This window comes from Arthrobacter sp. TB 26 (assembly GCF_000427315.1).
Lineage (GTDB): Bacteria > Actinomycetota > Actinomycetes > Actinomycetales > Micrococcaceae > Arthrobacter.
In genome coordinates this window covers 1-5,677 of record NZ_AUPJ01000219.1, presented here as the reverse complement: position 1 = coordinate 5,677, position 5,677 = coordinate 1, and the positions used below count along the sequence as shown (strand labels likewise).

The following is a 5,677-nucleotide window of genomic DNA, read 5'->3' as shown; positions in this document are numbered from 1 at the left end:
GGACGGGTACCGATCGCCGGGCCGGGGGCCCTGCCCTGCAGCTGCCCCGAGCTCATGCCACGCTCCCGATGGCCGAGTCCAGGACTCCGTGCAGTGCCCGGCGGACCCTGGTCTCGATCTCGTAGAACTTCTGCGACGTGCGGGTTTCGACCGTCCGGACGTCGGGAAGGTCGACCGTGATGCGTTCGGCGATGCGGCCCGGGTGCGGGGACATGATGACCACTTCGGTGGAGAGGAAGACGGCTTCGGGCACGCTGTGCGTCACGGACACCACGGTGGTCTGCGTGCTGTGCCAAATGCGGCGCAGTTCGGCCTGCATGTACTCCCGGTTCATCTCATCCAGGGCGCTGAACGGCTCGTCCATGAGCAGCAGGCGCGGTGAGAAGGACAATGCCCGGGCGATCGCCGCGCGCTGCTGCATTCCGCCCGAGAGCTGGGCCGGCCGGTGGCCGCCGAAATCGCTGAGGCGAACCAAATCCAACATCTCGTCGGCAACGGCCCGGCGCCGGGCGCGCTTGACGCCCTGGACCTGGAGCGGGAGTTCCACATTCTGACGGACGGACAACCAGTCCATGAGGCCGGGCTGCTGGAAGACCATGCCGTAGTCGCGGGCTCGCCGCGCCTCGGCGGCCGGGCGGCCGTGAACCTCAACTGCGCCCGTGGTGGGCTCCTCCAGGTCCGCGATGAGCCGCAGCAGCGTCGACTTGCCGCAGCCGGAAGGCCCCAGCAGCGAGACAAACGCGCCTTCGGCGATGTCGAGTTCGACGCCGGTCAGCGCCGTGACGTCGCGCCCGGAGGCCCGGAACACTTTGCCGGCCCCGCTGACGCGGATTGCGGGGGCAGCCGGGATGGGGGTGGGGGATGTCATCGGACTCTCCTGGTGCGCAGCGTGAAGTACTCCACGGCATTGATGAGTTGGACGAATAGGACTCCGGCGATGGCCGCGACGAGGACGGCCGCATAAAGGTTTTCCGGGGCGTTCGAGTAGTAATAGGCCGCGGTGAGGATCGCGCGGCCTATTCCGCGGCCGGTGCCGGCAGTCAGCTCACCGGTCACCGCCCCGACCACCGAGGCGGTGGCGGCCNCCAGCCGGAGGCCGGTGAAGAGGCTGGGCAGCGCCGCTGGCAGCCTGAGCCTGAGCAGTGTGAACCACCGGGGCGCCGCCAGCGAGCGCATGAGCTCCACGTGCACGGCTGTAGGCGAATTGAGCCCCGTGAGCATATTGACGGTCACGGAGAAGAAGGACAGGTAGGCGGCCACCACTGTGATCGCCACCCAGCTCGGCGCCCCCGTCGCTCCCACCAGGACGATCATGAGTGGGGCCAGGGCCACCAGCGGGATGGTCTGCGAGACCACCAGCCACGGCAGCACGCCGCGGGTCAGGAACTTTGACTCCCGCAACAGGATTGCCACCAGCACACCGATCAGGCCGCCGGCCACCACCCCATAAAGCGATTCGCGGAGCGTGACCGAGGTTTCGTCTAGATAGTAGGCCAGGAGGGTCTGGCCGCCGGCCCGGGTTGAGGGGGACAGCAGGGCGTTGACGATCGTCATCAGATGCGGCATGGCATCGTCCGTCGTGGGGACCGGAAAGGCGATTGACGTTCCCGGGATCACATCCCCGGCGGCCCGTCCGGCCGCCTTGTAGGCCTCCCACAGCACGCCAAGGCCCACGAACACCGCCACCGTCGCCAGCGCGGAGCGGAGCCACCGGAGCCTGTGGGCGGACGCAGCTGACGGCCGCCGCGCCGCGGATGACCGCGGCATGCCAGCGATGATCTCCGGCTCTATCGTTTCGACCACGTTCACCTGGTCCTCTCGCATCTAGATGCTTCACCCGCCGGTCCGGAGCGATTCCAGACCGGGGATCTTCTTGAGAACCAGTATTTAGCAGTTATATGACAACTGACGACTTACAATGTAAACAACATGTAAACCCCGCCCGCACCGCTAGAGGGGCGTCAGCGGGTCCGGTAGGCCTCGGGGCGCCTGTCGGCGACGGGCTGATTGAACGGCGCCGCGAGGCGGGCAGCCCGCGCCGCGGCGGGGTCGATAGCGGCTGTAATGACGGCCGCACCCTCACGGGGCGCCGGACCGGCCACGAGCCAGCCCCCGGGATCTGTCACCACGCTGGACCCTAGGAACTCCTGGCCGCGCTCGGTCCCGGAGCGGCTGCAGGCCAGGACGTACAGCTCGTTGCTGTTGGCGCCGGTCATGGACATCATGTGGGCCATCAGCAACCCCCCTGGCTGACCGGGCACCGGCACCCAGTTGCTGGGAAGGCAGACGACGTCGGCACCCGCCAGCGCGGAGCTGCGGAACGTTTCGGGAAACCAGGCGTCGTAGCAGATGCCCATGCCGATGCGGCCGAACGGCGTCGCGGTCACGGGAAATCCGAGATTGCCAGGGGCATAGAGTGACTTCTCCCAGCCCCAAAGGTGAACCTTCCGGTAGACGGCCGCCACACCGTCGGGCCCGATCAGCGCGGCGCTGTTGTAGAGCGTCCCGCCGTCGTTTTCGACGAAACCGCCACAGACCCACATGCCCGAATCACGCGCCATCTGCGCCCAGGCCCGGATCGTGGGGCCTCCGTGTACCGACTGGGAGCCTGCGGCTGCTTCAGCCGTGTTACGAAACATGTAGCCCGAGCTCGCGGCCTCCGGCAGGACAGCCAGCCTCGCGCCGGCAGCGGCAGCCTCGGTCAGCCCGGCAACCGTTAGGTGGATATTGGCCTCGATGTCCCCCAGCACCGGTTCCGTTTGGACGCAGGCGACTGTGAACGCCGTGGTGCCGGGTGCAGACATGGAATGCCCCTTTCGAGATGAAGCCCCCAAGCCGCGTGAGACGCCCACTGGGAGCCTGTAATGTCCGACTATGCCAATTTGGCAGTCAACCAACAACAGTCATATGTAATATTTGTGTGCAATTATGTGGGCATGCCTACTACGACCGATTCCGGCCAGCCCCTCGGCAGTCGCGGCGCCCAGCTTCCGCCCACGTCCGTCCGGGGGGCCCGACAGACGCTGGCGGATGAAGTGCGGACTGCCATCCTGCAGGAACTGATCCTGCCGGGGGCCGTCAGTGCGGGGGACTACCTCCCCACCGAGACGGCCCTGTGCGCGCGCTACCAGGTTTCACGCATCACGGTGCGCTCGGCACTGTCCAGCCTGCAGGAGGCCGGGTACATCCACCGCCGCCAAGGCCGCGGATCACTGGTTCTGCCACGTCCGCAGACCCTGTCCTCGGGACTGCTCAAACTGCAGTCGTTCGAGAAATTCGCGGCCGAACAAGGCACCGAGGTCTCATCCCTGGATCTGCGGATCTTCGACACCGAGCTCGATGCTGAGAGTGCGGCCAAACTGGACCGCCCGCAGGGCAGCGGCGCACTGGTAATTGAACGGGTCAAGGCCTACGGCAAGGACCGCGTCGGCTGGATCATCGACGTCGTCCCCTACGATGTCCTGCCGCCCGCCACCGTCCGCAGCGCCTTTGACGGATCCGTGCTGGACATCCTGCTCGATCACGAGGAACTGGACGTTTCCTACAGCGACTGTGAAGTTGCCGCCGTCCCGCTGGACGAGGCGACCGCCGCCCACCTCAACGTGCCAGCGGGCAGTCCGGCGTTCTATATGAACGAACTGACCTGCACCGACCAAGGCCGGATCATCAACTGGAGCCAGGCCTGGATGCTGAGCGAATACTTCCAATTTACGATGCGGCGCATGCGATAAGCGGACGCCATCCTGGAAGTAGTTCAGCAGCAGATGCTCCCCGCTGGTTCGGACGGTTCGATATTAAGGGAGATCGATGCACGGCGAGCATCAATAGGCCTGGGCGAGAACCAAGAAAGGCGGACCCTGGCGAACACCTCCGCGAGACGCTCGCGTACCGATGGCGCCCATACTGAACGTCTTCGACGAATGGGGCTTCTGCTTCGTCAGCCAGGTCCAGTCCTCTGAGAAGGCCTACAACTATGGGGCCATCGTCCCGCCAATCGGGAGCCAAGACGCCTCCACTCGCTGTGATCCATGAACCGGCGGACCAGCCGTTCACGTTCCCGGATCGTGCCGGCCGTAAAGTTTCGTGCCAGCTGCTGCTGTTTCCAGCCCGTGAGCATGTCCTCAAACAGCGTCCGCGGAGAGCGCCTCCCGTGAAGATGTCGGCACCGCCGGCCCCCTCGTCACCGCACTGACCGTCGCCGTCGTGGAAGCCGCCGAAAAGTACGCCACTTCCCAGCCCGGCGGCCGGCTCGCGACACCGCTGCTCGGGATCCTCGATGAGGCTGCGAATGTCTGCCGGTGGAAGGCCCTGCCGGACCAGTACAGCCACTACGGCTCGCGTGGGATCATCCTCATGACCATCCTGCAGTCCTGGTCCCAGGGCGTGGAGGTCTGGTCCCTGGAAGGCATGAGGAAGCTCTGGTCCGCGTCGAACGTGAAAATCTACGGCGGCGGCACCTCCGAAGTCGGCTACCTCCCTGATGGCGGCGGCCACCGCGCCATGGACCGGGCGGCGGGCAAGAAAAACAAGACAGGGACCGCGGCGAACCGGCGCCCCGGCTACGCCTACCTGCACAACGCCGTGGATGACCACTCCCGCTTCGCCTACACCGAGATCCTCGAAGACGAGAAGAAAGAGACCGCCGCCGGCATCACCGTGAAGCGCGTACTGACAGACAACGGCTCGTGCTACCGCTCACACGCCTTCAAAGACGCCCTGGGCCCGGACATCACACACAAACGAACCCGGCCCTACCGGTCCCAGACCAACGGCAAAGTCGAGCGCTTCAACCGCACGATGCTCGAGGAATGGGCCTACGCCCGCCCCTACGCCTCAGAGGCCGAGCGCGTTGCCGCTTTCCCGGGCTGGCCCCATGACTACAATCATCGACGAGGCCACACCTCACTTAAGGGTCAGCCACCAGCAAGCCGCGCGGCGCGAAAGTCCTGACGCGGCGGGTATTCGGGCCGCGCACGGTATCTTGCGCCTCGCCAAGCTCGAGGCGCGTCGCCAGGCCGCGGGTGCGCCACCTCATCCCGTGCCGCCCGGCTTACCCGGCCGCCCAGGCCTACTCCGCGGCGAGCACCCCTGCTGCCGCGGCGCCCACGGCGGACCTGATGCGTGCGTGCAACTCCCGCAGCCCGCGCCGCTCCGTCCGGACCTCGATGATGCTGCGGCCCTCCCACGGCTCCGCCAGCGCCCCCGCGAGCTCCGCCGTCGTACTGACCCGACGGTGCGCAACGCCGTAGGCGGCCGCGAGTCCGGCGATGTTTACGCTGTGCGGCGTGCCGAAGAGCCGTTCGACGGCGGTTCCGTAGCGGCCCGCGGCTTCGACGGCGCCGTGTTCCAGCAGCCCGAAGATGGCGCCGCCGGCGTCGTTGAGGACCACGATCCGCAGTGCGGGCTCCTCTTCGCCGGCGCCGAGCAGCAGCCCGCCGGCGTCGTGCAGGAAGGTGACGTCGCCCAGCAGCACCGTGGTTTCCTGCCGGCCGCCCAGTGCGATGCCGGTTGCAGTGGCGATGGTTCCGTCAATCCCGGACAGGCCGCGGTTGGCGAAGACCGTGGCGGCCGGCTCCGGGGCGGGTGCGCCGGCGAAGTCGACATCGCGGATGCCGTTGGAGGAGCCGAGTACCAGCTGTGCGCGTGAGTGCTTCCAGACCAGGGCCCCGACGGCGGG

5 protein-coding genes and 2 pseudogenes are annotated in these 5,677 nt (G+C 67.1%); 3 read left to right on the top strand and 4 right to left on the bottom strand.

Going from position 1 to position 5,677, the window contains the following annotated elements; genetic code table 11:
* Positions 1-52: 52 nt before the first annotated feature.
* The 3 genes from K789_RS0107775 to K789_RS0107765 form a co-directional block, all read right to left on the bottom strand.
* The gene (locus K789_RS0107775) at positions 53-868 is read right to left on the bottom strand and encodes an ABC transporter ATP-binding protein (protein ID WP_024366265.1); all 816 of its coding nucleotides are present in this window, start codon (positions 866-868) and stop codon (positions 53-55) included.
* On the bottom strand, positions 865-1,824 hold the full coding sequence (locus K789_RS0107770) for an ABC transporter permease (RefSeq protein ID WP_024366264.1): 960 nt from the start codon (positions 1,822-1,824) through the stop codon (positions 865-867). Before K789_RS0107770 ends, K789_RS0107775 begins: the two co-directional genes overlap by 4 nt.
* Positions 1,825-1,961: 137 nt before the next feature.
* Positions 1,962-2,804, bottom strand: coding sequence for a nitrilase-related carbon-nitrogen hydrolase (locus tag K789_RS0107765; RefSeq protein WP_024366263.1), 843 nt, complete (start codon positions 2,802-2,804; stop codon positions 1,962-1,964).
* A gap of 132 nt (positions 2,805-2,936) precedes the next feature.
* Here K789_RS0107765 and K789_RS23975 point away from each other — a divergent pair, with 132 nt between their 5' ends.
* The 3 genes and pseudogenes from K789_RS23975 to K789_RS0107755 all read left to right on the top strand — a co-directional run.
* Complete coding sequence (locus K789_RS23975; RefSeq protein ID WP_192815745.1) at positions 2,937-3,731, top strand: GntR family transcriptional regulator; 795 nt, start codon at positions 2,937-2,939, stop codon at positions 3,729-3,731.
* Between the two features lie 472 nt (positions 3,732-4,203).
* Positions 4,204-4,449: pseudogene (locus K789_RS25610) on the top strand (TraG/TraD/VirD4 family protein); the annotation flags it as partial.
* A gap of 12 nt (positions 4,450-4,461) precedes the next feature.
* Positions 4,462-4,950 (top strand): annotated as a pseudogene (locus tag K789_RS0107755) (integrase core domain-containing protein); the annotation flags it as partial.
* A 118-nt stretch (positions 4,951-5,068) separates the two neighbouring features.
* Here K789_RS0107755 and K789_RS0107750 read toward each other — a convergent pair.
* A partial coding sequence (locus K789_RS0107750) for a thiamine pyrophosphate-binding protein (RefSeq protein WP_024366260.1) occupies positions 5,069-5,677 on the bottom strand: 609 nt, incomplete at its 5' end.

Excerpts from the sequence above, each read along its gene's own strand:
- K789_RS0107775 (WP_024366265.1), bottom strand. The coding sequence starts at position 868 with ATGACATCCCCCACCCCCATCCCGGCTGCCCCCGCAATCCGCGTCAGC.
- K789_RS0107765 (WP_024366263.1), bottom strand. The coding sequence starts at position 2,804 with ATGTCTGCACCCGGCACCACGGCGTTCACAGTCGCCTGCGTCCAAACG.
- K789_RS23975 (WP_192815745.1), top strand. The coding sequence starts at position 2,937 with ATGCCTACTACGACCGATTCCGGCCAGCCCCTCGGCAGTCGCGGCGCC.